The following is a 23,992-nucleotide window of genomic DNA, read 5'->3' on the forward strand; positions in this document are numbered from 1 at the left end:
TCACGGCCAGGTGGAGGGCAGAGGTGCCGGTGGCCAGGGCCACGGCATACTTACACCCCACGGTCTCACAGGCCAGGCGCTCCACCTCGTTGATATTCTCTCCGACGGTGGACATCCAGTTCTTTTCATAGGCGTCCTTTATATATTCCAGCTCCGGCCCGTGCATGGTGGGCGAGCTGAGCCAGATCTTTTTTTCAAATGGCACGAACCGTTCTTCTGCGCGGAACATGTGATCATCCCCCTTGTTTTTAATAGAAAAACATCCTGTTTCCACAGGATGTTTTCTTCTGGTTAAGGCCCTCGAAACAGGGCCTTTCTGTTTTTCTTTTACTGTTTGATTCCCTGCGCTTTTGCTTATGTGTGATAAAGAAGTAATAGAAGTGTAAAAAATTTTGCCGTTCCTATCCGGCACATGAGGTATGTCGGATAGGTCGGGCGGTTAGGTGTCGGGCAGTTCTACCTTGCCGACAAAAGAATAATAGATTTCGATTTCCTGTCTGCGTAACTTGCCCCGGCGTTTCCCGTCAAGGGCAACGCTTTCATGGACAACGATTTTCTCCACAAACTCCCGCAGCAGAGTAGGGGTAAGTTCTTCAATGGTAGTGTGCCTGCGTACCACATTCATAAACTTTTCAGCGTTTGCGGTGGCTTCCTGCGCTTTGGAAAGTTCTTCCCGCAGTCTGGCGGCACGTTCTTTCAGTTCTTTCTGCTCGGCTTCATAGTCTGCCGACAGCTCTGTGAAACGCTCGTCCGATATGCGCCCGGTTACGCTGTCCTCATACAGCCGCTTGAAGATAGCAGATAACTCGGCTATGCGTTTCTCGGCGGCTTCCAGCTCCTTTTTCTTGGCGGCGTTCCTGCGTCTGTCCCCGTCCTCATTCTGCTCGATTAAAAGCTTCATAAACCGGGCTTCATGCTTTGCCGCATAGCTGGTAACTTTCCGCAGATTGGAGAGTACGCCAGCGGTCAAGAGGTCAGTGCGGATAAAGTGCGCTGTGCAGTCGGCGGTGCGTTTCTTGTAGCTTCCGCAGATATAACAGTCCTGCTTGCGCTTGTCCGTCTGGTATCGCTGCTGGTACATGACGCTGCCGCAGTCGGCACAAAAGAGTATGCCGGAGAACAAGCCCACTTCGTCATAACGGTTGGGGCGTTTGCGCTGCTTGCGTAACTCCTGCACCCGTTCCCACGTTTCCCGGTCAATGATAGGCTCATGGTGGTTCTCAAAAACCGCCTGCTTTTCCGGGGGATTTTCTATGCTGTGTTTCAGCTTGTAGGACGGCTTCTCGGTCTTAAAGTTTACCAGACAGCCCGTATATTCCCGGTTTTCCAGCAGATGAACCACGGTATTGGTCGCCCACTTGCACTCATAGCCGGGGTGGTAGCGGCGGGTGCTGCCCGTCCTGCGGTATTCCAGCGTCCCCGGCGTGGGGATTTGCTGCTCGGTCAGCATACGGGCTATCTTGGTCGGACCGTTCCCGGCAAGGCAAAGGCTGTAAATCTGCCGTACCACCGGGGCGGCTTCCTCGTCAATGATAAAGTTTTCGTCCTCGTCCATGAGGTAGCCATAGACGGGCTTGCTTGTGATGGGCTTTCCGCTCATGCCCTTAGAGCGTTTTACTGCCTTGATTTTCTTGCTCGTATCTCTCACCAGCCATTCGTTAAAAATGTTCCGCAGCGGGGCAAAATCATTTTCCCCCTGTGCGCTGTCCACTCCGTCATTGATAGCGATGAAGCGGACACCTTTCTGTGGGAAAATCATTTCTGTGTACATTCCCACCTGTAAGTAGTTTCGCCCTAACCTCGACATATCCTTGACGATAACTGTCCCGACTTTCCCTGCTTCAATGTCTGCAAGCATGGCTTGAAATCCGGGTCTTTGAAAGTTCGCACCGGAATAACCGTCGTCGGTGTACCAGCGCAGATTAGAAAATCCATTCTGTTTGGCATAGGTTTCCAAAATCCTCTTTTGGTTGGAAATGGAATTGCTCTCGCCTTGCAGCTCGTCCTCATGGGACAGTCTTGGGTAAAGGGCGGTAATGAGTTGCTGGGTGGTCTGTCTTAACATAAATTCCTCCGTTTCCGACAGCCAGCCCCACTATTCCGTACCTTGATTGTACCACATGGGGCGGCTGTCTGTATAGCGGCAAAAGCGTCAAATCTGCTTCTTTACGGTCGGTAAAAATGACGGTTTTTCAATCAGGCTTATCACAGGTCAAATATCCGGCGGCGGCTTCTGCTTCCAGCACTTTCATCATCTTGTCAGCGGCGGTGTCGGTCGCCCCCTCCTTGAAAAAGCCAGACACCACAAGGATTGTGTTGCCTATCCTCGTTTCGGTCACGCAGTCCGGGCGGCGGGCAGGGCGTTTGTTTCTCTGGGTGTCGGTCATAGGCAAATCTCCTTTCCGGCAAGCAGCCGTTTCAGCTGTTCCATTTTTCCCTGTGCGGCGGCTTTCCTCAAATTCTCCCCGGTAAAGCAGAGAGGGGAACACATTTCAAGCAGGCGGTCATAAATCCGGGCGTGGGCGGTGTCCTCCGGGTGCTGCAATTCCTCCAGCGTGAGGTTGGTCGTCACAATCAGCGGCTTCCTGCTCCGGTAGCGGCTGTCAATCACATTGTAGACCTGTTCCAGACCGTATTCTGTGCCACGCTCCATTCCAAAATCGTCAATGATGAGCAGGGGGAAGCTGCAAAGGCGGGAAATATATTCGTTCCTGCCCGCAAAGCTGGCGGCAAGGTCGTTTAATATTGCTGCAAAGTTTGTCATGCACACCGGGACTTCCTGCTCCATGAGGGCGTTTGCAATACACCCGGCAAAATAGCTTTTCCCAGTGCCTACCCTGCCCCACAAGAGCAGCCCGTAGTTCCCGTCCTTTATCTGTTCCCAGCGTGCCACATATCCGGCGGCGTTCTTCATCTGCGGGCAGCTGCCGTTATCGTTGGCAAATGTCCAGTCCTGCATGGTCTTGTCTGTAAAGCCCTGCCGTTTCAGCCGTTCCACCGTTTCAAGGTGGCTGCGCCGCTTCTCGGCGGCTTCCCGTTCCTTACGGGCTGCCCGCTGGCAGTCGCACTCTGACGGGTGGCGGTCACGCCCGAAAAAGGTCTTGCCCTCCGGGAAATAGGCTTCTTTGGGTTTCCGGCATTTGCCGCAGTATAAAAGCCCGTCCTCCCCGGTGTAATCCTCCGGCTCGGCTGTGGTGTCGGTCATAGGCAGTATGGTGTTGTGGATTGTATCGGTCATAGGCTTTCTCCCTCCTTGAATGAATAGTCCGGTATGCCTTTCTTTGGCTTCTCTTTGGCAGCGTCCTCCTGCGCCCACTTGTAAATGGTGGCTGCATGGCTCTGGTACTGCTTCCCGGTGGAAGCGATGTGGCAGGAAAGGCGGTCAAGGTAATACTCCCACTTGCCGGGGAAGTCCTGTTCCAGCTCCAAAAGTTCTGTGTCAGAAAGAAATACATTTTTATATCTGCCATAAGCGGCGGGGGGCTGCCCCTCACTCGCTCCTTTTGTTTGGCTCTCTATTAGGTTGTTTATATTAGTTTGGTTAGGGGACGGTTTTCCGACCGTCATAAGGTCAGTTTTCCGGCTGTCAGTTGGTCGGTTTCCCGCCCTTATGAGGGGCGGTTTTCCGTCCGTCAGTTGGTCGGAAAACTGTACCACTGGGATAGGCGGCACTTTCACATACAGACGGTTGGCGGCAGAAAAGCCCGTCCGTCTGCGTTCCAGCAGCCCGGCAGCGTCCAGTTCGTTCAGTGCGCCCTTTATGGTGGTGCAGCCTTTATCCAGCATTTCCGCTATCTCTGCTATGGGGTAGACAATGTATGTCCGTCCCTCGCTGTCCTGCCAGCCGTTCTTCTGCGAAAGGGTGGAACGGTCTAACAGCAGCGCATATAACTCTCTTGCGGTGTGGGATAGGTCTGTTTCCAGCAGGAAACGGGGGTAAGGCAGGTAAGCGGGCAGCTCCGTTCCTGCGGTCATATAATCAGCGATAGGGTTCACCTCCTTGTGGTGTCTGTCTGTGGGTTCTGTTACGCTTTTAGGGGGCGTTTTTAAGGGAAAAGGATAAATGTATCACGCACCCTTTGACACCCTCCAAAAAAGCCTTGATTTATGCGGGTTTGAAATGCCCTAAAGCGTGACATTTCTCCCTTTGCTTCCGCTTCCGTTTGGCGGCGTTTATCCGCTTCATGCGTCCGGCGCAGTCCGGGCAGTATTTCCCCCGGTTGGATTTTGGGAAGAAGAACGCCCCGCAGACAGCGCAGCGTTTCCGGCTTCCCCGGCGCAAGAGGGCGGCTTCCAGTGCTTCATCAAGGGGCAGGACAGCGGCGGTAAACCAGCGGCAGAGCAGCGAATAGCTGATACTCTGTACACACACGCAAGGCTCGCCGTCCTCCAACAGCAGGCAGTTCCCGCTGTCATAGTTGCAGCACTCATGCACAAGGCGGCGGGCTGCCCGGTACTGGCGGTAGTCCATGCGGGGGATATTACCGTTCATGGCTCTGCTCCTTTCTGCGCTGCGGCTCGCTCCGGCGTAAAATCTGGTCGATATTGCCCTTGACAGTCTGCAAGCGGCGGTACTCCTCCCGTTTTGCCCGGTAATCGTTGTAGCCGCTGTTTTTCTCTTTGATAAGGCTTTCAATCTCTGCTTGCAGGGATTTATAGCTCGGCAGCTTGGAAATGCCGTTCTCCCTGAAATAGCGGGCGGCTGCGTCTGCTATGATAAAGTCACTTTCATGCTTCTGACGGTAGGCTGCTTTTGCTTTGGCGTTTTTCTGCTGTTTCAGCCCGTCCCGGACAGGGCGGGTCTTGGAATAGGCAAGCACCTGCCGTTGCAGCTCCTTTTTCCCGTTCAGCGTCTTTTCCACCTGCTTCAACCACGCAAGGCTTTCCTGCATGGCGGCATAGGCGGCAGAACAGGCTTCGTCCAGTTCCTCCGGGGAGGAAAAGCCGTACTGCTGATAGGCGGTAACGGTAGCTGCCATTTGCTTTAGGTTGTGCTTTGCCGCCCAGCGGTCATAGCCCACGCCCTTGCCCTCGGCTCGCTTGGCTTCCCGGTCAACCATGCGCTGCAAGGTGTTGTCTGCCGGGGTGGTTTTTGCAGCTTTTTCCCCTTGTAACGGCTTTTTAACTGCGGCAGGGTATTCGGGTATGGCTTTGGTCTGTTCGGCAGCTCTGTGGGCGTTCTGCGTGAGCAGGGCAAGGACAGCAGCCTTGTCAAAATCGTCCCCCAGCTTTCGGGCTGTGATAGGCTTTGTCCTGTCCGGCGTGAGGTAGGAAAGCCGCCCCCGGCTCTCCTTGACGGTCACACCCTCCCGCAGCAAAAGGGAAGAAAACTCGTCAAAGCTGCCAGCTTGGGAAAGTGCCTGCCGTATCGTCCGGCGCAGCTTCGCCTTGTCCGTTTCAAACTTGGTGGGCTTGGTCGGCTGTCCGGCGGCTTCTCTGGCGGCGTTCTCTTTGTCAAGGGCAAGCTGCCCTTTCTTTGCCGCCCAGTATTCCCGTTCGGTTATCCGTTCCTTGCTGCCGTTCAAGAGGTCGATTTGGTAAAGCCCCTCCCGGTGGCACATTTCCATGACTTCGCTCTTGAAATATTCCATAGCGGCGTTGGTGCAGCGGTGCTTGCAGCCCTCCAGCGTGTCGGCTGGTCTGTCCATGTAGGGCAGAAGCGGGACTTCGTAAATCCGCAGGGAGTTGATGACGATATGCACATGGATATTCCCGCTGTGGTTATGCCCGTCCGGGTGGGTGCAGATTAGGGCTTGGTGTCCGGGGAAATGCTCCTTGCAGAACTGCTCGCCCAGCTCCTGCGCCCGGTCTACGGTCAAGCCGTTGTCTGTCCCGTCCCGTGGGTCAAAGCTGATGATATAGTGGTGGCTTTTCACATCTTCCCGTTTTTGGTTTTTCTCATAGCGGAGATTGGCTCGCATACAGGCAACAGCGAAATCCTCGCCCCCGCAGTTGAGGGAAGAAATGCGGTAATCCTCCCTCGGTATCAGCCGCCCGTTTTCATCAAGGGTGGCTTTCATGGTAAACTCGTCATGCTCAAATGTGAGATAGGCTTCCGCTGCGCCATAGTCGGCGTTTTTAGAGCTGATATGTTTGAATGTTGCCAACAGCGTCACCCACTTTCTGCAAGACTTCAAACTTTAGGGCAGCAAGGTCGGAAACCGCCGCCCGTACCTCCCCGGCAAGCTGCGGATAGGGACTGTGCCACTCGTTCAGCGTCCGGGCTATCTGGTTTAAGTTGCCGCCGATCCTCCCGTATTCGGCGGTCAGCTTCCCGACAGCGGCAAGCAGCTCGTCATTGATGGGGGAAACGGTTATGATGGGGCGTATGGCTGCCCCGGTTATGGCTTGCCGGATAAACTCGGCTTGGCTCATGTGGTAAGCAGAAAGCCGCTGGGCAAACTCGGCGTATTCTTCCTCGGTCATGCGTGTTTTGACTACCCGGCTGCGGTGCGGCGTGTTGTATCGTTTCATAGGTGGTTGACCTCCTTTCTGTGCGTGGTGTCCTCTCACTAATAGGAGAAAAACAGGGTGTGAAGCGGAACTGTTTTTGAAAAATCCGAAAAATATTTTGAGGGGTTTTTCAGCGGCGCAAGCCGCATAAGCAGGGTTTGGGGAAGGCACTCCCCAACAAGATTCCCGCAGGGGCAAAATGAGCGATAAGCGAATTTTGGCACCTCGGTAGAATCTTGCTCTAAGAAACTGCCGGCCTGCCGTTCACTTGCTACTGCCACTTTTTCAGAAAATCTATAACCAGCTTTTTTTATAAAAGGCTGCGGGCTGGCGTTTTTCCCTTACTCCCTACAAACCACAAAAGAGCAGAATGGACGGACTTTCCGGCAAGAACTTTTCCGGCGGCTCGGTCTTTCCCGACAATAAGGCGTTTCGGAAGCTGCGTTTTGCCCGCTGTCTGAAAAAAATGGCAGCCTTTTTTGGTTTCACTGTCTAATACGGAACTTTTGGAAATTTGCCAAAAATGGACGCAAAAAAAGCAGCAAATCTTTTTCGGATTTACTGCTTCATGTGCCGCTGCGGTGCGGCGGGATGGATATTCAGTTGAAATAAAAGAGGATGGTGGTACTTTAGTCTATCGACTCTTTACTAACTATTAGGTAATCTTGAAAGATTTTCCTTGAATTTATCTAAAGAATGTTCATTGTTTCCCGCAAAAATAAGTGGAATTGTATATTCATATGATATGCCATTTTCATAGTCCGATAATTGTATTTTTATAGTATCATCCCTCTCATCTTTAGGTGCTATATATATGAATGAATTTTTATTTATATCAGATATTTTCCCTTTTTCAGAAGAAACAGTATAACCCCAGTCTGTTAAATTTGTCTTTATTGTAACTTCTGTTTCTGTTTCTTTTCTAGTCTGCAATGCTGTTTTATCGATTTGGATATCAAAAGGAGTCGAACCTAACAATTCACTGTTTATATTTACAAGTTCTTCTCCATTTGTTTTAGAAATATTAGATTCATCTTCATAATTTTGTTGAGATTCATCTTTTGGTGTTTCTCTGTTACATCCTAATAAAAAGCATAAAATAATTAGTACTAATACAGAAAGTTGTTTTTTTTGCATTTATTTCTCCTTTCATATTATCAAAGAAAGCACTGAGAGTACTTTCAAGAAATTTTGAAATATTCTCAATGCTTTCTATTTTTTGATTATAAACTTGCCGGTAATGATACTATGTTAATTTATCTCTTTCGCGTAACCTTTGTTGCAATATACACATGCACCATTCACCCATTTGTGAGACATTTCAATCGTCTCAACTTCATAAATGCTTACTTCTCCACAAATTAAACATTGTTTGTAATTATATACATGACGTGTCGCACATTTATCCCAGTCATCATATATACCAGGCATTTCATCTTCATATCCATATCCATAGTACTGGGGAGAACCCCAACTATGAGTATGAGCGGCAAATACAGTCATTGGAGCAGCTACAATTCCAGCTACTACTGAAAGTGCTAAAATAGATTTTCTTAAATTCATAAGTTCCTCCCTTTCCTTAAAAATACATAGCTCTTTGTTATATTGTCATTTTAACATAATAATTGGTAAAATGCAATAATTTATTTTCTATTTACGAGAAAATACTGTGCATATTATCTTATTTAGGAATAGTTAAGGCGGCTACCTAAATCTTTTTATTACTTTACCGCACATGAGCATTGGCTCCGGGAATGAAGCTCCGGATCCATCCGGTACTTTTATCCCAGTCATACTTCCAAAGCTCCTGGTCCTGTTTCTGGCGGAAAACTGTATTTTCCACAGTGCTTCCCGGCCTTTTGGGAAAGCTCCAATATCTTTCATCCTCCCGATGGGACGGATATCAGGCCTTTACACCCGCCGGATGATACGTCCCCACGATCCGCATCACATCCTCCCGGATCCCGTCCCCGTCCTCATTGGCGGTCACATAAAGCTCCTCCAGCTGCCCTTCAAACCGCTCCATATCGAACTCGATGGGCTTTCCGATATGGATCAGCTTATTGGGCGTATCCTGCATCCCTTCCTCGTTCATGAGAAGCTCCTCATATAACTTCTCCCCGGGCCGCAGGCCCGTGAACACGATGGGGATATCCACATCCGGTGTGTACCCGGACAGCCGGATCAGGTTCTTCGCCAGGTCCAGGATCTTCATGGGCTCCCCCATGTCCAGGACGAATATCTCCCCGCCCTTGGCATAGGCCCCGGCCTGTAATACCAGGGACACCGCCTCCGGGATCGTCATGAAATACCGGATGATATCCGGGTGGGTCACGGTCACCGGACCGCCCTGCTCGATCTGCTTTTTAAAGAGCGGGATCACGGACCCGTTGCTCCCCAGTACGTTCCCAAACCGCACGGCCACAAAGTCCGTCTTTGACCTGGCGTTCATCATCTGCACCACCATCTCGCACATCCGCTTGGACGCCCCCATGATGTTGGTAGGGTTCACGGCCTTGTCCGTGGAGATCAGCACGAAGCGGCTGGTTCCATATTTATCTGCGGCCTTTGCCGTCTTATATGTACCGAACACGTTGTTCTTGATGGCCTCGTTGGGGCTGTCCTCCATGAGGGGCACATGCTTGTGGGCCGCCGCATGGTACACGATGTCGGGACGGTATTTCTCAAACACCGTCTCGATCCGGTGGGTGTTCCGGACGGAGCCGATGAGCACCACCAGGTCCAGGTCCGGATACTTTTCCTTAAGCTCCAGCTGGATGTCGTAGGCGTTGTTCTCGTAGATATCAAAGATAATTAACTGCTTCGGGTTATGGCTTGCCACCTGGCGGCACAGCTCGCTTCCGATGGAGCCGCCTCCCCCGGTCACTAAGACCACCTTTCCGCTGACGTAGCCCATGATCTCGTCTAAGTTCACCCGGATGGGATCCCGGCCTAAAAGGTCCTCGATCTCCACGTTCCGGAGCTTTGCGATGCTCACCTCGCCGTTGATCAGCTGGTAGATGCCCGGCAGGATCTTCACCTGGCAGCCCGTCTCCCGGCAGATCTCGATGATGGCCTTCCGCTCCTTGGCAGAGGCCGACGGGATGGCGATGTAGATCTCATCGATCTTATATTCTACGGCAAGCCGCGGGATGTCGTTCCGGTTCCCGGCCACGGGAACGCCGTTTAGGAACTTCCCGGCCTTGTTCTTGTCATCATCCACAAAGCAGACTACACAGCCATTGACCAGGGAGCTGGTGGTCATCTCCTTCAGGATCACGGAGCCGGAGGTCCCGGCGCCCACGATCATGATCCGCTTTGCCGCCTTTCTGCTGTGGTTCCCGAATAAGGAGATCACCACCCGGTAGGAGAGGCGGATCCCAAGCTCCTCGGCACAGAGGGCCGCAAAAGACACTAAAAAGAAGCTCCTGGGCACGGAAAGCTGCAAGAGCACCATCCCGGCGATCTGCACCAGGGAGGCCAGGCCGCAGGCCGCCACCACATGGAGGGCTTCCCGGACCCCGGCCACGCTCCACATGGTGGAGTACATCCGGGCCAGGAAGAAGATCACCAGGGAGGCCAGGATATAATAGGGAAGGAACTCCAGGGCCGCCCGGGCGTATTCCGGCGGGATCTTAGAAATATTTAAGTCAAACCGGACAAAAAGGCCTAAAAAAGAGGCCAGGCAGAGCGCAAGGACGTCTGCGGTCATTAAGATGCCCATGCGGACGCGCTTGTCCCTGGGCAGGTATTTTTCCAGAAATTCGTACATCAGATCTTCCTCGGATTCGTTTTTTCACGGGATACACCCGTTTTACTTCCCATAATCGTCCTTGTCGGAAGTACCTATTTTTTATCTCGAAACTATTCAAAATTCTTATAGTATAAATAATGTATAGTATGTATATTTTATATTTTCAAAATATTCTCTCCACATTTTCCTCCCACTCCTGTCTTCATTGAACCCACCCCCAAGCTGCAAATATATTCATCCGCCTCTCTCTGCCTCCCCTTCCACCTCCCCACCTGTGGCAGGCCGCTTCAGTGGCAAACTTTTTTCGCCCGATAGCGATCCCCGCAGCGCGCTTTTTGACATAAGACATTCTTTCTATAACATATGAAAGAAACCCATCGGCGCGCTTTCCCGCCTGCGGCAGGCCGCTTCAGTGACAAAAGCCCCTTCCACCCCAAGCAATTCCCGCGGCGCTTTTTTGTCGCAGAACATATTTTCCTATATCCATACGAAACTTGCTGCGCGAATTTCTCATGGTTATCGCGACCGTCACCAGTGTCTCATGCAAGCACGGACTTTGGCGCGCTGCCCACGTAAAATCACAACCACCCGTCCAACGGGTGGTTTGCTCTAGGGCTATAAGCCCTTGTTACTAGGCCAGCGTCTCAAGGCGCTGGCTTTCTCTTTTAGCTGTGGGAATTCTGTTTACACAGCCTTCCCACAGCCCCGTTCAAGCCATATTGCTCTTGACTCGTCGCTACCCCTTAAGGGGTATTGTTACTACTTGGCATTAACCCTTAAAAGGGTCCTCATATTCTTTTACACTTAACTTATCCATTGCAATATCATGCTTTTCCTGGTCCTGGATATATTTTTTTATTGTAGCCTCATTTAATCCGACTGTGCTAACATAATATCCTTCTGCCCAGAAATGGCGATTTCCAAATTTATACTTTATGTTTGCGTGTCGATCGAATATCATAAGCGCACTTTTTCCTTTTAAATATCCCATAAATGACGATACACTTATCTTTGGTGGAATACTTACTAACATATGGACATGATCCGGCATCAGATGCCCTTCAATAATTTCTACACCTTTGTAACTGCACAGCTACTTTATTATCTCTCTGATATCCTCTTTATATTGATTATAAATTACTTTTCGTCTATACTTTGGAGTGAAGACGATATGATATTTGCACATCCATTTTATATGTGCGAGTGCATGTTCTTTCTTCGCCATAAATTACCTTTCCTTTCTGCAATATAGCCTGAACAACTTTATTGTAAACGGAAAGGTAATTTTTTTGTATAACAATCGACGCGCACCCGCATAGCGGGTGGTTGATTGTTTCGCCCATCTCCATTTTTCGGATCAGCGAAAAACTCCAATGGGCTCAACAGACTAAAGTCCATAACAAAAAACGCGGCCCATGATATCAAAAAACATCATGGACCGCGTCCGCTTATTCTTATTTTATTCCATTCTATCACTGGCCCCCGGATTCCCAGCAGCTTCTGGGAATCCAGACTCCATTCTTTCTATTACTTCTATTCTATCACTTTTATACTATTTCTCCCGCATCACCGTCACCGCCGACCGATACCGGCCGCCGTGATGGACGCAGTTGTGGGCCAGGCGGATCTCCTGGCTGTTGAAGCCGTCACGGGTGTTGCTGTTGGGGAAGATGAAGTTTTTCGCGCTGGACGTCACAGTCACACGCATCTGATGACCTTTCCGGAACGTATGGGACAGCTTTGTGGTCCGGATCGTCACCGGATATACCTTGCCCGGCTCCATGAATTCCGGATGCTCAAACTGATTCCGGTAGCGCACGCTCATGACTCCGTCCGCCAGCTTCATGGAACGCCCGTTTTCATCCACATCGGTGATCCGCACCATCAGATCTGTATCTTCACAGTCGGAGGAGAGATAGATCACAGCCTGGGCATCTCCAGTAATGGTAAATTCCTTCTCCAGAACGCCGGTGGAATAGCTGAGCATATCGGTCCGCTTCTCCTCGTCTGTGTAGTTTTCCGGCACCTCCAGTTCATTTTCAGACATATCGATGATATGGGTGGACGGATTTTCCGGATCATATGTAAAATGATCCCCACATTCATTTTCCGGGGCCGCGAGGCTGAGGGTTCCATGGCCTGCTTCGCTGCCGCTTCCAACTGCCATATCCGCGGCTTTGCCGTCCAGGTAGAAGGTCACCTTCTCTCCATCGGGCAGAGGCCAGTTCTCAGCCGTCTTCCACTGGCCGCTTCCCATGGTATAGTATTCCACCATGGGAGTCTTTTCGATCCCGTTTTCCACGCCCTTTAAATAATGCTCGATCCACTGGAAGCACACCAGGTCGATGTCGTACCGCAGGGCATTGGGCGCCAGGGCAAAGCCGTGGATATCGTAATCGGCATTCCCGCTGTGCTTCCACGGCCCCAGGATCACCTTTTTCTCTGTGTAATCCTCATACAGATCCAGGGCCTCTGTGGTTCCCATGCCGTTATCGTCGAACCACCCGGACATGATCAGCGCCGGAACCCGGTGGGCTCCCGTCCGCTCCTTCCAGTTGCCCATTTTCCAGAAATCGTCGTAATCGGGATGATCCAGCCATTTCTTTAAGAACGGCACCTGATGACCCAGGGCTCTGGGCGCGATGTCCTCCAGGGGACGGATGTCCAGAAGCTCGTCCCAGTCGTCCCGGTCCATGAGGGATGCGTCCGATCTCTGCCCGGATACCATAAAGGCCCAGGACATGGACCCGGAGTTGAAGCAGCCGCCTCTCCTGGGCAGATCCACAAAGGGACTTCCGGCGCACACACTGCTTAACATGGCCGTCAGATGGGGATTTTCGCTGGCCGCAGCCGCCCACTGGACGTAGCCCAGGTAAGAGCCTCCGGTCATGGCCACCTTCCCGTCGCTCCACTTCTGATCTGCGATCCAGTTGAGGGTATCGTCACCGTCCTCCACCTCATAGTGCATGGGAAGCCACTCGCCTTCGCTGTCCTCCCGGCCCCGCACGTCCTGGATCACCACGGCGTAGCCCCTCTGCACATACCGGTAATACGTCTCTGCTCCGACCCGTTTTCCGTAGGGCGTCCGCACCAGCACAGTGGGGACCCTTCCTTCTGGCCCTGCAACGGCTCCCTCTCTTTTCACTGGCAGATACACGTCCGCAGCCAGCTTCACGCCATCCCGCATGGGGACCATGAAGGTCTCGGGACCATGGACCAGGTACGGAAGGCCAAAGCCCATCTCCTTCCACTGGCGTAAGACCGTCTCATCCTCGTACCCATCCTTCACCAGAACGCTGCAAAGCTCCCTGGCCGGGGTAATGAACGCCACGATCTGACCATCCTTCACCGCCAGGTCTCTGGGGAATTTGATGTGCCTCTGCACATACGCGCCCTTATCCTTTTTCTCATAGATCTCCCCGGAGGCAGCCGTAAACCTGTCTTCTCCCCGGCGGATCCCCTCCTGACACGGTTCCAGATGCAGAAGTGCCTCCCGCACGTTCATTTTTCCCAGAACCACATACCTGTCATCCTCTGGAGCCAGCTCCCTTTCCGGAAGAAATTCTCCAGATGTCACGTCCAGCGGGCTGTGGAAAACCCGTTCTCCCTCTTTTCTGCATGTTCCGTACCGGACTCCCGATACGTAAAATCCCCATGTTTCCATGTCTATACCCCTTTCTGCCCACTGCTCCGTCTTTTCCTCCGGGCTGCCAGGCACTATATTTTTCACAACTCCATTCTACCTTATCTTTGTCTCAAAGTCAAAAAGATGCGCTTTGTTTCCAGATCGTCAGCCCAAACAAAACCTTACAGAAAAAGCTCTGTTTCTGTCTGCTCTTCTCTTGACTTCCTCCGCCAGACTGGCTTACAATACAAGCCAGAAACAAAGAAAGGGCAGGTGGTCCCATGGAAAATAGAATGAACGGAAACGCCGTCCGCGTCTGGACCAAGCAGCATGAAAACGTCCTCCGGGAGCTGGAGACCAAAGGCCGCTACGTGGCCAGACGGGAATACATCCAGGCAGATCTCGGGGAGCACGCCCCTCTGGTGCTGGAGGCCTACGACTGGCTGGTAAAGCACACGCCTGCGGCGGCGGACCGGCCCGCAGACGCCGATTATCCCGTATGGGTGTCCTTAAAATCAGAGGCCACCATGCTGAAGAGCCCGGGAACCGTGATCCTGGAGCTGACCCTGGACCCGTCCCGGATCGTGCCGGTGAATATCATGAAATGGGGAGCGGTCCTGGACTATTCCTATATCCCGGCGGACCGGGAGGACGCCGCCCGCCACAGAAAGCTCCTGGAGGAATACCGGGTCAGCGACAGCAAAGCATATATGTCCCAGTTCTACCCGGAGATCAAACGGGATATCATAAAAAGCTGGGACCGGCTCTTTGACGCCCGGGTGGATATGGGGAACCCGGACTGCTATGGAAATATATGGGAGATAAAAAGAGAATGGATCACAGACGTACTTCGGTAACCTTATATTCCCCCCAGGCCCAGATCGTCCTGGACGTCTTAGACCGGGACGGGATCTGCTTTTCCAGGCGGGAATATGTCCAGAAAAAATATGAAGAAAGCGCTCCGGTGTTTCTTTCCGCCTACGACTGGTTCGTAAAGGCTGCGGAAGCCCATGTTCCAAAGCCTCCGGGGGCAGAATACCCCTACTGGGCCTTCGGAAGCCCTGAAAATGTGGATCTGTCTTCCGGAGGCCGGGTCCTGGCGCTGCGTGTTCCCCTGGAGGAGGCGGTCTTTTTCAGTCTCTACGACTGGAACAGGATCTTGTGTCTTTCCTATATGGGAGAAACGGAAAAAGAAGAGAAAGAGTTCCGCCAGACGCTTCTGGAATACGGGATCCGGAGGGAAAGCGATCTCATTCTCACCAATTTCTATCCGGAGCTGAAACGCCAGGTCATGGAAAGCTGGAACCGGCTCTTCTCCCATGACCAGGCCATCCGTAAAGCCATTTCTGAAAACCAGCCCCTTTCCGGTGTCCAGGCCGGGCTGTGGTGCATAAAAAAAGAGTGGGTCATGGGCCAGGATTAGCTCCCGGTCCATCCCCACTCTCTTTCTATGCAGTTATCAGCCCTCCAACGCCTCCTGGGCCGCCTCCAGCGTGGTCATCTCATATTTATGAAGGATCACGTTCTGGATCATGTCCCTGGTCTCTGAATTTATGGGATGGGCAATGTCCCTGTATTCACCATCTGCGGCTTTTCTGCTGGGCATTGCAATGAAAAGCCCCTTTTCCCCTTCGATCACTTTGATATCGTGGATCACGAACTCGTTGTCCAGTGTAATGGATACGATCGCTTTCATTTTGCCTTCTTTTTCAATCTTTCTCACACGTACATCTGTTACCTGCATAATAACCTCCCCGGTCCATATCAGCCTTCCATATGAACCATTATAATGTATATCTTTCGTTCTTTTCGATGACGATCTTCACGTCATCAGGCTGCCCGATGTATGTGGTATTGGCACGGATCGTATCGCGGCTCTCCACAATGCAGTTCTCAATGACCGTATTGTCTCCAATATAAACGTCATTCATGATGATCGAGTTTTTGATCACACAGTTATTTCCGATATATACCTTTTTAAACAGAACGGAATTTTCCACTGATCCGTTTAAGATACAGCCGCTGGAAACCAGGCTGTTCTTTACAACTGCACCCGGGTTATATTTTGCCGGAGGCAGATCGTCGATCTTGGAATAAATATCCGGATATTCCTTAAAGAAGTAGCTGCGGACCTCTGGCTTTAAGAAATCCATATTGGTCTGGTAATAGGCCTCCACGGAAGCGATGTTGCTCCAATATGTATCCAGCTTGTAGGCATAAATCCGTTTCAGATTCTTATAGCGTACCAGGATGTCCTGGACGAAGTCATACCGGTCCTCGTTGGCGCAGCGCTCGATGAGCTCGATGAGCTGGCGGCGGCGGATCACGTAGATCCCGCAGGAGATGGTCGTGGAATCGTTGACCATGGGCTTCTCCTCAAATTCTGTGATGCGGCCGTCGGCGTTGGTCTTTACCATACCGAACCGGGTCACATCCACGTCTGCCGGCATATCCTTGCAGACCACTGTGATATCGGCCTTCTTTTCGATGTGGTATTCCAGCACCTTATTGTAATCCAGCTTATAGATCCCGTCGCCGGAGGCCAGTACCACATAGGGCTCGTGGCTTCTCTTCAGGAAATCCAGGTTCTGGTAAAGGGCGTCTGCGGTGCCGCGGTACCAGTCGCTGTGCTCTGCGGTGATGGTGGGGGTAAATACATACATGCCCCCCTGCTTTCTTCCGAAATCCCACCATTTGGAAGAGCTTAAATGCTCGTTTAAGGATCTGGAATTATACTGGGTCAGAACTGCAACACTCTGGATATGAGAGTTGCTCATATTGCTAAGAGCAAAGTCAACGCTCCGGAAGCTTCCGGCGATGGGCATTGCCGCGATCGCCCTTTTTCTGGAAAGCTCCCGCATCCGCTTGCTGTTGCCTCCCGCTAAAACAATACCGATTGCTCTCATACGTTTCCACCTGCCTTTACTATGTAGCCGCCGCTTTCAAGTTTGCCGTCCGGATAGTCCGAAGCTTCTGTCACACCGGAGATCGCTGTGTTCTTTCCGATCTCCACGCCCGCCGGGATCACTGAATGCTCTCCGACGGTCACCAGGTCGAACTGGTATACCTTGGGATCGTATTTGCTGGGCGCGTATTCTCCAACGCCAAGACGGGCGCCTGCGCCGATCCGCACGTCCTCGGCCACAATGGCCTTGTCCACCACGGCGTCTGCCTCGATCACGGAATCCTGCATAATGATGGAATCCCTGACCACAGCGCCCTTCTCGATCACAACGCCGGAGCCGATCACAGAGTTGACGACCTCTCCATAGATCTCCGTTCCCTCTCCGATGATGCTCTTTCCTACCTTCGCTTCTGCGGAAATGAACTGGGGCGGGATCTTCTCACTCTTGGTATAGATCTTCCAGTACTCCTCATACAGATTGAATTCCGGAATAATGTCGATCAGTTCCATATTGGCTTCCCAGTAAGAGCCTAAGGTTCCCACATCCTTCCAGTAGCCGTTATACTCATATGCGAAGATCCGCCTGCCGTCGTTGTGGCAGTAGGGGATAATGTGCTTTCCGAAGTCACAGCCCGGCTCATCCTTTAATTTAATGAGCGCCTCTTTTAATACCTTCCAGCTGAAGATATAGATTCCCATGGAAGCCAGGTTGCTCCTGGGGTTTGCCGGCTTCTCCTCGAACTCCGTGATGCGGTTGGCATCATCGGTGATCAGGATACCGAAACGGCTGGCCTCCTCCATGGGCACCGGCATGGCGGCGATGGTCACATCGGCGTTGTTGGCCTTGTGGTACTCCAACATCACCTCATAGTCCATTTTGTAGATGTGGTCGCCGGACAGGATCAGAACGTATTCCGGATTATAGGATTCCATATACTCCAGGTTCTGGTAAATGGCGTTGGCGGTTCCCGTATACCAGTCGCTGCCCTTGCTTCTTTCATAGGGAGGAAGAACGGTCACACCGCCCACGTTCCGGTCCAGATCCCACGGGATACCAATTCCGATATGCGTATTTAAACGCAATGGCTGGTACTGGGTCAGGACGCCGACTGTATCGACGCCAGAATTAATGCAGTTGCTGAGCGGAAAGTCGATGATCCGGTACTTGCCGCCGAATGATACTGCCGGCTTTGCCACTTTTTGCGTTAAAACTCCAAGGCGGCTGCCCTGTCCTCCTGCCAACAGCATTGCTATCATTTCTTTTCTTACCACGATATCACCTCTTGCTGTTTCATTTTGTCCATCTTTGGGTTAATTAAATGGTTCTTTTATTATACCATATTTTTTAGAAAATGTGAACAAATTTTTCTCGAGTTAAACGTCATTTTTGTACATATTATGACATATTATAACATTTCCACAGGTTTCTTCCGATAACCGACAGTTCCCTCCCCATTCCGGGCCCATTCCAGAGCCGGACCGGCCGTTCCCGGCCAGCCATAAGAAACACTCTGCGCGAATTTCTCATGGTTCCCGCGGCAAGTGCCAGGGTCTCGTGCAGGCACGGACTTTGGCCCTCTGCCCGCGAAAAAAGAGGACCCGTCCGGGTCCTCTCCGCATCCTTTATCCAAGGATATCGTATACAGTTCCGCAGAATACCTTCACCGCATTGGGAAGCGCCTGCTCGTCAAAATCGAATCTCCGGTTATGGCCCGGCGCAGATTCCTTTGTGAGGATCCGCATAAAGGTGGCCTGACCGCCCTGCTCCTGTACCCGGCGCATCATGTAGGAAACGTCCTCGCTGCCACCGTTGCGGCTGCTGGTGGTCTCAGAAACCGGAAGATGCAGCTTCTCCTCGCATACCCGTCTTACCCGGTCCATAAGGGCCTGGTCGCTGGTCAGGGAATACGCAGAGCCCATGACCTTCATCTCGCTGGTGCAGCCGTGCATCTTGGCCGCTCCCTCGATGATGTTCTTTGCATATTCTTCCATATACTGGTTGATCTCTGTGGTCTCTCCGCGGACCTCGATCTCCATCTTTGCCACATCCGCGATCACGTTCCGGCCGCTTCCAGCCACAACGGTTCCCACATTGATCCGGCTCATTCCAGCGGAGTTCCTCGGGATCCCGTACAGGTTTAAGATAGCCGTAGCCACAGCCGGCATTACGTTCTTGCCCTTCTCCGGGGATCCGCCTGCATGGGCAGAAACGCCGTGGAAGAAGACATCGTACTTGGTGGTGGCCAGAGAGCCATGGCTTCCCGGGATCACCACCGCCGGATCGTCGTCGGCCTTATCGGAAACGTGGGAGCCGATGAGATAATCCACGCCGTCCAGATGGCCGTTCTCCACGATGGATTTCGCACCGCGAACGCCTTCCTCCGCTGGCTGGAAGATCAGCTTCATGGTCCCGTGAAGGGAATCCTTAATGGACATCAGCACCTTCGCCACGCCCAGGCCGATGGTGGCATGGCCGTCATGGCCGCAGGCATGCATAAAGCCCTCGTTGACGGAGCCGAAGCCCTCGCAGGCAGGCCGGTGGGATTTGTCCTTTTCCTCAAATACGCCCAGTGCGTCGATGTCGAAACGCATGGCTACTGTGGGGCCCTCTCCGCAGCGCAGGATACCGATCACTCCGGTCATACCGCCCTTTGTATATTTCACAAACTCCGGGTCTGCCCCCTGGGCCACGGCTCTCTCGTACTGCTCCTCCAGCTCCTCATCCGACGGAACGCCCATTCTGGCATCTTTTTTGCAGACCTGGTCGCCCACTAAGACCTCATACCCCATCTCTGTCAGCTTTCTGGCAATGATGGAGGAGGTCCTCATCTCGAACCAGCCTTTTTCTGCGAACTTGTGGAAATCGCGGCGCTGGGCTACCAGCTCCGGTGCGATCTCATCTGCCATTTTGGTGATCTGTTCATAAATGTCCATGCTGAATACCTCCATTTTATTTTCTCGGCAGCATCCGTCCGCCAAAACCGATGGCAAACACTCCGCCGTTTTCATCCTTAAAGAGCTTCAGATACGCGTCCTTTGCATAGCCGCGGATGATCCCCAGGTTTTCCTGGACCATGACCAGATTTTTCTCTCTGCCCTCTACCACTGCCAGAACTCCGTCTCCGTTCTCCCGGATCTCCACCTCGGAGTCTTCGCTGGAAAGGTAGCAGCCCACTGCGGCCTTTCTGGTCTTTTCTGACCATGGATTTTCCTGGTAAAGTCCCCGGTCCTCCAGCGGATTCCGGCCATGGTACATACGCATGGCCGCATCGGCAATGGCGCTCACCGGTACGTCGGAGGTGTTGCAGAGAACGATGACTCCGCAGCCGGCGTCGTAGGACCAGGACATGTTGGAGGAAACGCCCGTAAGGCTTCCCCCGTGCTCCACCACGGTCACATCGTCGATCTTCTTTGTGGCCAGTCCAAAGCAGTACCAGCTCTCCGGGCGGTACTCCATGCGCGGACGGCACATGGACCGGATGCCTTCCATTGAAAGGATACGGCCGCCGTCTGGGGTCTTTCCATGGTTCAGATACATATACAGGATCTTCTTCATGTCGGAAATGGTGGACTTCATGGATCCGGCCCCGCCCAGAACAAAGGCGTTGTCGTAATAGTCCTTGCAGCCGGTCATGACGCCATTCTCCTTCTTATATAATACGGCGCTGTTTTCATCCAGTCTGGGCCGCAGGTAATCGCAGCCGCTGCGCTCCATTTCCAGAGGATCCAGGATATTCTTTTTCACATAGTCTGCAAAGGAAGCCTCTCCTCCGACCCGGCGGACGATCTCAGAAAGGAGGCCATAGCCGTCGTTGCAGTAGCTCATGTATTCGCCCGGTCTTCCAATGAGACCGTGGCCCGGAGTCTGGGCGTCCAGCTGCTCCGCCACTGCCTTTGCTCCTGCCTCCGCTAACTTCACGCTGTAACCCAGGTCGCCCTCTGTCTCCTCGGAGATCCCCAGCTTCTCTGCGATCTCCTTTACCACAGTCCGGTGTACCGGATAAAAGCCGCCGCTGTGGCTTAAGAAATGACGGATCCGTACCGGCTCCTGGTTCTTATTGGTAAACTCCGGTATGTACCGGCTCACAGGATCGTCCAGGTCCAGAAGGCCCCTTTCTGCCAGCTGCATGATGGACAAGGCCACAAAGGACTTTGTCACAGATGCCAGACCAAAGATCGTATTTTCGTCCATGGGCAGCTTCTGCTCCGTATCCCTGTACCCGAAGTACTGTTCATACTGGGTCTTTCCCTCTTCATCCACAATGGCAACGGCAATGCCCGCTGCGTTTCCCTGTATCTGGATCTGCTTTACAAGCTCCTCAAACAGGGCCTGGTTGGCCGCGTTGATTCGATTCATGTGTAATCCCTCCCAATGATGTCGCTTGATTCCCTTATTATAACATATTTTTTCTAACAAAAATATACCTGAAAAAAGAAACGTATAAAAATTTTGTACAAAATAAAAAGCAAAAAGGAGACGGCGCCAAGTGGAGTGAGAGAGTTTTTGCAGCCGTCTCCAGAATCTGTCAATGCATTATTTCAGTCGGATATAACCTACGCCATCCCGGATCTCCATGGCGGTTCCGTAGGGAGCCGAAAGCTCCGCCAGATACTCCAGGACCTTTTCGTCTCCAGTCATTACCGGCACGCCCTTCTGGGAGCGTACCCGCTCCATACCCAGGGAAATGGGGTACAGGCGGATCTCCGTGGTCTTCCCATCTTCCATGTCCCAGGCAGCCATAACAGAAAACCAGATCTCCGGCAGGACTCCGTACCCCACGGTTCCCATCTTGCTCCGGTCATCCATATATGCCCCCACCTTTGTATCCAGGGGAAGCTTCTTATTTAAATACGCATCATAAGGCTGGAGATCCACGGTCTCCGTTTCAAACAGGAAATTCCCCAGGCTGTAAAAAATGGGTTTCCCCTTATAGATCTCGATCCCCCGAAGCTCATGAGGACCATGGCCGATGATAACATCTGCACCAGCATCCACACAGCGTCTGGCAAAGGTCTCCAGGAACATGGCCGGGACCTTTGTATCGCCCGCATCGGTCTCATGGGCATGGATGCTCACAAGCACCACATCCGCCTGCTTTCCGGCTTCCTGGATCTCTCCCTCGATCCGGGTCATATCCGTTTCGTTGGGAATGCTCTCGATCCAGTTCTTTTCATCCAGCTTGAATTTATACTTTCCAAACAGGAAGGTCCCCTCCGGCGGCGGATTTTTATATCCATTTTTCACAGAATTCTCCATGGATGCGTTGACCTTTGTAAGAGCCGCCAGGCCTGCAACCTGGTCATAATACTCCTGGGTCACATGATAAACGGTCTCGAAGCGCAGAGGATTCAGTCCCGGACGGCCGCACATATCTGCGCTCTGGCCGCCTGCCATACCAGATTCATGGAAGGACGAGGTGACGCCGATCATGGCCACTCTGGCCTTCTTTGTTTCCAGATAGCACGGTCTGGACGCATCTCCCAGGTTCTTTCCCGTTCCGGCAAAGATCATATCCCGTTCCCGTAAATGCTCGATGGTGGCCAGAACGCCGCCATGGCTGTAATCATGGGAGTGATTGTTGGCTGTATTGTAAAGGTTAAACCCAAAGGACTTCATATCGTCCAGGGTCCTGGGATCCGCCATGGCCCAGGTGCCGCCGGAAAAGGCGGCCGGATACCCCTCATGGTCATGGAAGGTCATCTCCAGATTGGAAAATTTCACATCGTGCTGCATGATGCAGTCCCGGACGGCCTCGAACCCCTCATATCCGCCCTCCGGGAACCGGCGCGTGATAAATGCGTCTCCAGTGGCAATAAAGCTTGTCTTTTTCATAAGATCCTTGTCCTCTTTTCCGACTATTTTTCTGCTCCGATGCCTGTGATGGAATCAAACTCCCCATCAATGCCTGCTGCCATCATCAGTACCATGAATGCCTGCTGGATCGCCTTATAAGAACCAGTGATCGGGAACTTTTCATGGATGCTGTGGTTCATGATATTCTTGGAATTTTCATCCGGAGCATAGGCTCGGCCCATGCAAAGCGCCGGAAGGCCTTTGGCAACGGCTACGTTGGCGTTGGTGCAGCCGCCTCTGTGGATCACCGGCTCAACGCCCAGATGGCTCAGGCCCATGTATGCAGTTTCTACCAGAGGAGCATGCATGTCCTGGGTTCCTCCCGGTACGCTGCTGATGAGCTTTTTATCCCAGGTGATTGTATCCTGGCCCCATTTTGCGGTCTCCTCCTGGCAGGCCTCTTCAATGGCGTTGAAGATATTGGTCCTTAATTTCGCCAGCTCCTCCTGGGAATTGGACCGGAAGTTGAATTTGATCGTGGCCTTGGGCGCGATCGCATGGACGCCTGCGTCGTTTCCGCCATGGAAGTTTGACACACAGAAGCTGGTCTTAGGATCCGACGGAACCACAAAATCAGCAATCTTTGCCACTGCTCTTGCAGCTGCATGGACCGGCTGGGCCATCTTTCCGAAGCAGCCAAAGGCATGGCCGCCGATTCCGTAAAAGTTTACCTCGTACGTCTCGCCGCCGGTGGCCTCGAACACCAGAAGGCTCATGTCGTTGTTGTCCAGGCTGAGGGAAATGTCGATGTCATCATTATCTGCAAGGAAATCCTTCATTCCGCCAAGACCGCCCATTCCCTCTTCCCGGGTGGTTCCCACAAATACGATATCTCCGGCAGTCTGGATCCCTGTTTTATTGAGGGTACGGATCAGGCACAGGAGCATAGCCAGCGCTCTTGTATCATCGCCGATCCCGGGAGCATACAGAAAGCCGTCCTTTTCCTCCACGCCTTTCACAGTCCCAAAGGGGAATACGGTATCCATATGGCCCTCGATCAGCACCTTCGGCCCCTTTCCTGTTCCGCGGCGGATGCCGATCACATTGCCGCCCCGGTCTGTGTGGACGTCCTCCAGTCCCAGCGCCTTGAATTTCTCAGCGAATACCTTGGCGCGGTTTTCCTCATGGCCGGTGGGAGCCTCGATGAGCACCAGCTCCTTCTGCTCCTCAATGGCCTCCGGCTGATTGGCCTCGATGAAGGCCAGCGCTTCCTTTACGCTGGCAAGCCCCAGCATTTTTTCAAACTGGGATCTGGTATGGTCTGATACCTGATACATGGTGTAAGCCCTCCTATAAATATTTTTCCCATAAAGACCTTCTAAAACAAAAAAGCGCCCTTTTTAAGGGGGCATCCAAAAACACCCCGGCCATCCTGCTGGTCCTATCCTTAAAAAAGCGCTT

At 52.4% G+C, this 23,992-nt stretch carries 22 protein-coding genes and 1 pseudogene; 2 read left to right on the forward strand and 21 right to left on the reverse strand.

What is annotated here, in order from left to right; all coding sequences use genetic code 11:
* From OCV69_RS04095 to OCV69_RS04160, 14 genes and pseudogenes are all read right to left on the reverse strand, one after another.
* Positions 1-229 (reverse strand): DegT/DnrJ/EryC1/StrS family aminotransferase (locus OCV69_RS04095; RefSeq protein WP_262562990.1); only part of this gene is annotated, 229 nt, incomplete at its 3' end.
* 210 nt (positions 230-439) lie between these two features.
* A complete protein-coding gene (locus OCV69_RS04100) occupies positions 440-2,065 on the reverse strand; it encodes a recombinase family protein (protein ID WP_002594230.1) in 1,626 nt (541 codons plus the stop codon).
* 127 nt (positions 2,066-2,192) lie between these two features.
* Positions 2,193-2,387, reverse strand: a complete 195-nt coding sequence (locus tag OCV69_RS04105; RefSeq protein WP_002594231.1) for a transposon-encoded TnpW family protein — start codon at positions 2,385-2,387, stop codon at positions 2,193-2,195.
* Complete coding sequence (locus OCV69_RS04110) at positions 2,384-3,238, reverse strand: ATP-binding protein (RefSeq protein ID WP_002594232.1); 855 nt, start codon at positions 3,236-3,238, stop codon at positions 2,384-2,386. The genes OCV69_RS04105 and OCV69_RS04110 overlap by 4 nt, the downstream gene beginning before the upstream one ends.
* Positions 3,235-3,975 carry a replication initiator protein A gene (locus OCV69_RS04115; RefSeq protein WP_002594233.1) on the reverse strand — a complete coding sequence of 247 codons (741 nt, stop codon included), beginning with the start codon at positions 3,973-3,975 and terminating at the stop codon, positions 3,235-3,237. The genes OCV69_RS04110 and OCV69_RS04115 overlap by 4 nt, the downstream gene beginning before the upstream one ends.
* 130 nt (positions 3,976-4,105) lie before the next feature.
* Positions 4,106-4,492 (reverse strand): cysteine-rich VLP domain-containing protein, encoded by a 387-nt coding sequence (locus OCV69_RS04120; RefSeq protein ID WP_002594234.1) that lies wholly within the window; start codon positions 4,490-4,492, stop codon positions 4,106-4,108.
* Positions 4,482-6,107, reverse strand: coding sequence for a relaxase/mobilization nuclease domain-containing protein (locus OCV69_RS04125; protein WP_002594235.1), 1,626 nt, complete (start codon positions 6,105-6,107; stop codon positions 4,482-4,484). Before OCV69_RS04125 ends, OCV69_RS04120 begins: the two co-directional genes overlap by 11 nt.
* Positions 6,079-6,474 carry a plasmid mobilization protein gene (locus OCV69_RS04130; RefSeq protein WP_002594236.1) on the reverse strand — a complete coding sequence of 132 codons (396 nt, stop codon included), beginning with the start codon at positions 6,472-6,474 and terminating at the stop codon, positions 6,079-6,081. Before OCV69_RS04130 ends, OCV69_RS04125 begins: the two co-directional genes overlap by 29 nt.
* A gap of 627 nt (positions 6,475-7,101) precedes the next feature.
* Complete coding sequence (locus OCV69_RS04135; RefSeq protein WP_002569239.1) at positions 7,102-7,590, reverse strand: hypothetical protein; 489 nt, start codon at positions 7,588-7,590, stop codon at positions 7,102-7,104.
* 114 nt (positions 7,591-7,704) lie between these two features.
* Complete coding sequence (locus OCV69_RS04140) at positions 7,705-8,016, reverse strand: desmoglein-4 (protein WP_158358035.1); 312 nt, start codon at positions 8,014-8,016, stop codon at positions 7,705-7,707.
* Positions 8,017-8,157: 141 nt separating this feature from the next.
* Entirely contained in the window at positions 8,158-8,337 is a 180-nt protein-coding gene (locus OCV69_RS04145; protein ID WP_262562991.1) for a hypothetical protein, read from the reverse strand.
* Between the two features lie 19 nt (positions 8,338-8,356).
* Positions 8,357-10,225: a polysaccharide biosynthesis protein gene (locus OCV69_RS04150; RefSeq protein WP_158358033.1), complete on the reverse strand. Its 1,869-nt coding sequence runs from the start codon at positions 10,223-10,225 to the stop codon at positions 8,357-8,359.
* Between the two features lie 751 nt (positions 10,226-10,976).
* Positions 10,977-11,432: pseudogene (gene tnpA / locus OCV69_RS04155) on the reverse strand (IS200/IS605 family transposase).
* Positions 11,433-11,759: 327 nt separating this feature from the next.
* A complete protein-coding gene (locus tag OCV69_RS04160) occupies positions 11,760-13,871 on the reverse strand; it encodes a CocE/NonD family hydrolase (RefSeq protein ID WP_158358029.1) in 2,112 nt (703 codons plus the stop codon).
* Positions 13,872-14,113: 242 nt separating this feature from the next.
* On the opposite strand from OCV69_RS04160, the gene OCV69_RS04165 reads away from it, so the two are divergent.
* Together OCV69_RS04165 and OCV69_RS04170 are read left to right on the forward strand one after the other, a co-directional pair.
* Positions 14,114-14,689, forward strand: coding sequence for a DUF3841 domain-containing protein (locus OCV69_RS04165; protein WP_262562992.1), 576 nt, complete (start codon positions 14,114-14,116; stop codon positions 14,687-14,689).
* Entirely contained in the window at positions 14,665-15,255 is a 591-nt protein-coding gene (locus OCV69_RS04170; protein WP_158358027.1) for a DUF3841 domain-containing protein, read from the forward strand. Before OCV69_RS04165 ends, OCV69_RS04170 begins: the two co-directional genes overlap by 25 nt.
* Positions 15,256-15,291: 36 nt before the next feature.
* Here OCV69_RS04170 and spoVG read toward each other — a convergent pair whose 3' ends face one another.
* From spoVG to OCV69_RS04205, 7 genes are all read right to left on the reverse strand, one after another.
* On the reverse strand, positions 15,292-15,576 hold the full coding sequence (spoVG, locus tag OCV69_RS04175) for a septation regulator SpoVG (protein ID WP_022272295.1): 285 nt from the start codon (positions 15,574-15,576) through the stop codon (positions 15,292-15,294).
* A 40-nt stretch (positions 15,577-15,616) separates the two neighbouring features.
* A complete protein-coding gene (gene glgD / locus OCV69_RS04180; RefSeq protein WP_022272296.1) occupies positions 15,617-16,738 on the reverse strand; it encodes a glucose-1-phosphate adenylyltransferase subunit GlgD in 1,122 nt (373 codons plus the stop codon).
* A complete protein-coding gene (locus tag OCV69_RS04185; protein ID WP_158358025.1) occupies positions 16,735-18,009 on the reverse strand; it encodes a glucose-1-phosphate adenylyltransferase in 1,275 nt (424 codons plus the stop codon). The genes glgD and OCV69_RS04185 overlap by 4 nt, the downstream gene beginning before the upstream one ends.
* A 351-nt stretch (positions 18,010-18,360) precedes the next feature.
* The gene (locus OCV69_RS04190) at positions 18,361-19,671 is read right to left on the reverse strand and encodes an amidohydrolase (protein ID WP_158358023.1); all 1,311 of its coding nucleotides are present in this window, start codon (positions 19,669-19,671) and stop codon (positions 18,361-18,363) included.
* A gap of 16 nt (positions 19,672-19,687) precedes the next feature.
* A complete protein-coding gene (locus tag OCV69_RS04195; RefSeq protein ID WP_158358021.1) occupies positions 19,688-21,094 on the reverse strand; it encodes a serine hydrolase domain-containing protein in 1,407 nt (468 codons plus the stop codon).
* Positions 21,095-21,271: 177 nt separating this feature from the next.
* Positions 21,272-22,570 (reverse strand): CapA family protein, encoded by a 1,299-nt coding sequence (locus tag OCV69_RS04200; protein WP_158358019.1) that lies wholly within the window; start codon positions 22,568-22,570, stop codon positions 21,272-21,274.
* A 23-nt stretch (positions 22,571-22,593) separates the two neighbouring features.
* Complete coding sequence (locus OCV69_RS04205) at positions 22,594-23,868, reverse strand: M20/M25/M40 family metallo-hydrolase (RefSeq protein WP_158358017.1); 1,275 nt, start codon at positions 23,866-23,868, stop codon at positions 22,594-22,596.
* Positions 23,869-23,992: the final 124 nt, after the last annotated feature.

It is taken from the genome of Alitiscatomonas aceti (assembly GCF_025567195.1).
GTDB classification, from domain to species: Bacteria; Bacillota; Clostridia; order Lachnospirales; family Lachnospiraceae; genus Alitiscatomonas; species Alitiscatomonas aceti.

Coding starts and splice junctions, on each gene's coding strand:
- OCV69_RS04190 (WP_158358023.1), bottom strand. CDS start 19,671: ATGGACATTTATGAACAGATCACCAAAATGGCAGATGAGATCGCACCG.
- spoVG (WP_022272295.1), bottom strand. CDS start 15,576: ATGCAGGTAACAGATGTACGTGTGAGAAAGATTGAAAAAGAAGGCAAA.
- OCV69_RS04115 (WP_002594233.1), bottom strand. CDS start 3,975: ATGACCGCAGGAACGGAGCTGCCCGCTTACCTGCCTTACCCCCGTTTC.
- OCV69_RS04140 (WP_158358035.1), bottom strand. CDS start 8,016: ATGAATTTAAGAAAATCTATTTTAGCACTTTCAGTAGTAGCTGGAATT.
- OCV69_RS04200 (WP_158358019.1), bottom strand. CDS start 22,570: ATGAAAAAGACAAGCTTTATTGCCACTGGAGACGCATTTATCACGCGC.
- glgD (WP_022272296.1), bottom strand. CDS start 16,738: ATGAGAGCAATCGGTATTGTTTTAGCGGGAGGCAACAGCAAGCGGATG.
- OCV69_RS04145 (WP_262562991.1), bottom strand. CDS start 8,337: ATGAAAGATATTGGAGCTTTCCCAAAAGGCCGGGAAGCACTGTGGAAA.
- OCV69_RS04150 (WP_158358033.1), bottom strand. CDS start 10,225: ATGTACGAATTTCTGGAAAAATACCTGCCCAGGGACAAGCGCGTCCGC.
- OCV69_RS04205 (WP_158358017.1), bottom strand. CDS start 23,868: ATGTATCAGGTATCAGACCATACCAGATCCCAGTTTGAAAAAATGCTG.
- OCV69_RS04120 (WP_002594234.1), bottom strand. CDS start 4,492: ATGAACGGTAATATCCCCCGCATGGACTACCGCCAGTACCGGGCAGCC.
- OCV69_RS04135 (WP_002569239.1), bottom strand. CDS start 7,590: ATGCAAAAAAAACAACTTTCTGTATTAGTACTAATTATTTTATGCTTT.
- OCV69_RS04100 (WP_002594230.1), bottom strand. CDS start 2,065: ATGTTAAGACAGACCACCCAGCAACTCATTACCGCCCTTTACCCAAGA.
- OCV69_RS04130 (WP_002594236.1), bottom strand. CDS start 6,474: ATGAAACGATACAACACGCCGCACCGCAGCCGGGTAGTCAAAACACGC.
- OCV69_RS04170 (WP_158358027.1), top strand. CDS start 14,665: ATGGATCACAGACGTACTTCGGTAACCTTATATTCCCCCCAGGCCCAG.
- OCV69_RS04160 (WP_158358029.1), bottom strand. CDS start 13,871: ATGGAAACATGGGGATTTTACGTATCGGGAGTCCGGTACGGAACATGC.
- OCV69_RS04105 (WP_002594231.1), bottom strand. CDS start 2,387: ATGACCGACACCCAGAGAAACAAACGCCCTGCCCGCCGCCCGGACTGC.
- OCV69_RS04110 (WP_002594232.1), bottom strand. CDS start 3,238: ATGACCGATACAATCCACAACACCATACTGCCTATGACCGACACCACA.
- OCV69_RS04165 (WP_262562992.1), top strand. CDS start 14,114: ATGGAAAATAGAATGAACGGAAACGCCGTCCGCGTCTGGACCAAGCAG.
- OCV69_RS04195 (WP_158358021.1), bottom strand. CDS start 21,094: ATGAATCGAATCAACGCGGCCAACCAGGCCCTGTTTGAGGAGCTTGTA.